The 3,330-nt window shown below is 44.6% G+C and carries 1 rRNA gene; it reads left to right on the top strand.

Features of this window, described 5'->3' with window-relative positions:
- Positions 1 to 52 precede the first annotated feature (52 nt).
- Positions 53 to 3,160, top strand: a 23S ribosomal RNA gene (locus CSUIS19072_RS08235).
- The last annotated feature ends 170 nt before the right edge of the window (positions 3,161 to 3,330 follow it).

Raw genomic sequence — 3,330 nt, 5'->3', positions numbered from 1 at the left:
ATCTTTAACAAGGAAGTGATGCGAATTAGAATATATAATAATCTAATAAAAAAGGTAAGCTACTAAGAGCAAATGGTGGATGCCTTGGCTAGTAGAGGCGATGAAAGACGTGCCAGGCTGCGATAAGTCTCGGGGAGCCGTCAAGGGGCTTTGATCCGGGAATTTCTGAATGGGGCAACCCAGTATATAGTGATATATACTACCGCAATGCGGAGCGAACGTTGGGAATTGAAACATCTTAGTACCAACAGGAAAAGAAATCAAACGAGATTACGCTAGTAGCGGCGAGCGAAAGCGTAAGAGGGCAAACCACTAGCTTGCTAGTGGGGTTGTAGGACTGCAACATAGACTTAAACAATCTAATAGAATAAGTTGGAAAGCTTAAGCATAGAGGGTGATACTCCCGTATATGAAAGTGCGTTTATACTTAGCAGTATCCTGAGTAGGGCGGGACACGTGTAATCCTGTCTGAAGCTGGGTAGACCACTATCCAACCCTAAATACTACTACTAGACCGATAGTGCACAAGTACCGTGAGGGAAAGGTGAAAAGAACTGAGGTGATCAGAGTGAAATAGAACCTGAAACCATTTGCTTACAATCATTCAGAGCCCTATGATTTATCAGGGTGATGGACTGCCTTTTGCATAATGAGCCTGCGAGTTGTGGTGTCTGGCGAGGTTAAGGAAACCCGGAGCCGTAGCGAAAGCGAGTCTTAATAGGGCGTATAGTCAGATGCTGCAGACCCGAAACGATGTGATCTATCCATGAGCAGGTTGAAACTGGTGTAAGAGCCAGTGGAGGACCGAACAGACGGCCGTTGAAAAGGCTCCTGATGACTTGTGGATAGGGGTGAAAGGCCAATCAAACATCGTGATAGCTGGTTCTCTCCGAAATATATTTAGGTATAGCGTTGTGTAGTAACTTTGTGAGGTAGAGCACTGAATGGGCTAGGGCATACACCAATGTACCAAACCCTATCAAACTCCGAATGCGCAAAGTGTAATCACAGCAGTCAGGCGGCGAGTGATAAAATCCGTCGTCGAGAGGGGAACAACCCAGACTAACAGCTAAGGTCCCTAAATCTCATTTAAGTGGAAAACGATGTGGAGTTACTGAAACAACCAGGAGGTTGGCTTAGAAGCAGCCATCCTTTAAAGAAAGCGTAATAGCTCACTGGTCTAGTGATTCTGCGCGGAAAATATAACGGGGCTAAAATGAGTACCGAAGCTTTAGATAGTGTCTATGATTATTTATACTAGCTTGTCTTTTGGCGATAAATTAATGAGTTTGAAATTTTCTCAATCGACAGCCTATATGGCTAGTCTCAATCAAAAATTTCTACACAACATTAATTTCTCATCCAAAATACTTCGCTTAATCTATTTAAATTTATAAATTAAGCAGTATTGAATTTAAGACAACAAAAGAGTATGAATACTCATAGACACTGTGGTAGGAGAGCGTTCTATTCAGCGTTGAAGGTATACCGGTAAGGAGTGCTGGAGCGGATAGAAGTGAGCATGCAGGCATGAGTAGCGATAAAAGGGGTGAGAATCCCCTTCGCCGTAAACCCAAGGTTTCCTACGCGATGCTCGTCATCGTAGGGTTAGTCGGGTCCTAAGCAAAGTCCGAAAGGGGTATGCGATGGAAAATTGGTTAATATTCCAATACCAATTATTATGTGCGATGGAAGGACGCTTAAAGTTAGTGGAGCTAGCGGATGGAAGTGCTAGTCTAAGGATGTAGATTGAGTGGTAGGCAAATCCGCCACTCTTTATTCGAGATCTTAAAGGCTCTTGACGCTCTTCGGAGTAGATGGAGAATCCATGATACTATCGAGCCAAGAAAAGTTTCTAAGTTTAGTAATAATTGCCCGTACCGTAAACCGACACAGGTGGGTGGGATGAGTATTCTAAGGCGCGTGGAAGAACTCTCTTTAAGGAACTCTGCAAAATAGCACCGTATCTTCGGTATAAGGTGTGCCTAACTTTGTATTAAGATTTACTCCCAAAGCAAAGAAGGTTACAACAAAGAGTCCCTCCCGACTGTTTACCATAAACACAGCACTCTGCTAACTCGTAAGAGGATGTATAGGGTGTGACGCCTGCCCGGTGCTCGAAGGTTAATTGATGGGGTTAGCATTAGCGAAGCTCTTGATCGAAGCCCGAGTAAACGGCGGCCGTAACTATAACGGTCCTAAGGTAGCGAAATTCCTTGTCGGTTAAATACCGACCTGCATGAATGGCGTAACGAGATGGGAGCTGTCTCAAAGAGGGATCCAGTGAAATTGTAGTGGAGGTGAAAATTCCTCCTTCCCGCGGCAAGACGGAGAGACCCCGTGGACCTTTACTACAGCTTGACACTGCTATTTGGATAAAGATGCGCAGGATAGGTGGGAGGCTTTGATCCATAGATTCTGGTTTATGGTGAGCCATTGTTGAGATACCACTCTTCTTTATTTGGGTAGCTAACTAGCTTGAGTTATCCTCAAGTAGGACAATGTCTGGTGGGTAGTTTGACTGGGGCGGTCGCCTCCCAAAGTGTAACGGAGGCTTACAAAGGTTGGCTCAGAACGGTTGGAAATCGTTCGTAGAGTATAAAGGCATAAGCCAGCTTAACTGCGAGACATACAAGTCGAGCAGAGACGAAAGTCGGTCTTAGTGATCCGGTGGTTCTGTGTGGAAGGGCCATCGCTCAAAGGATAAAAGGTACCCCGGGGATAACAGGCTGATCTCCCCCAAGAGCTCACATCGACGGGGAGGTTTGGCACCTCGATGTCGGCTCATCGCATCCTGGGGCTGGAGCAGGTCCCAAGGGTATGGCTGTTCGCCATTTAAAGCGGTACGCGAGCTGGGTTCAGAACGTCGTGAGACAGTTCGGTCCCTATCTGCCGTGGGCGTAAGAAGATTGAGGAGAGTTGACCCTAGTACGAGAGGACCGGGTTGAACCAGCCACTGGTGTATCAGTTGTTCTGCCAAGAGCATCGCTGAGTAGCTAAGCTGGGATGTGATAAGAGCTGAAAGCATCTAAGCTCGAAGCCAACTCCAAGATGAATCTTCTTTTAAGAGCTCTAGTAGACTACTAGTTTGATAGGCTGGGTGTGTAATGGATGAAAGTCCTTTAGCTGACCAGTACTAATAGCTCGTTTGCTTATCTTAATAAGCATCACTTCCTTGTTAAGGATAAAATATAATCCTTTTAGGTTTAATAGTGTTTTTAGATATTAAACTTAGTGATTTTTAACTTTAATACTTTAGCAGTGTTAAATAAGATATTACTCTTATTTAGATAATGTTTTATTTAACACTGCTCGTGGCTATACATGATT

Origin of the sequence: Campylobacter sp. RM19072 (assembly GCF_024723485.1) — a bacterium.
GTDB classification, from domain to species: domain Bacteria; phylum Campylobacterota; class Campylobacteria; order Campylobacterales; family Campylobacteraceae; genus Campylobacter; species Campylobacter porcelli.
This window is presented reverse-complemented; position numbering and strand designations above follow the sequence as displayed.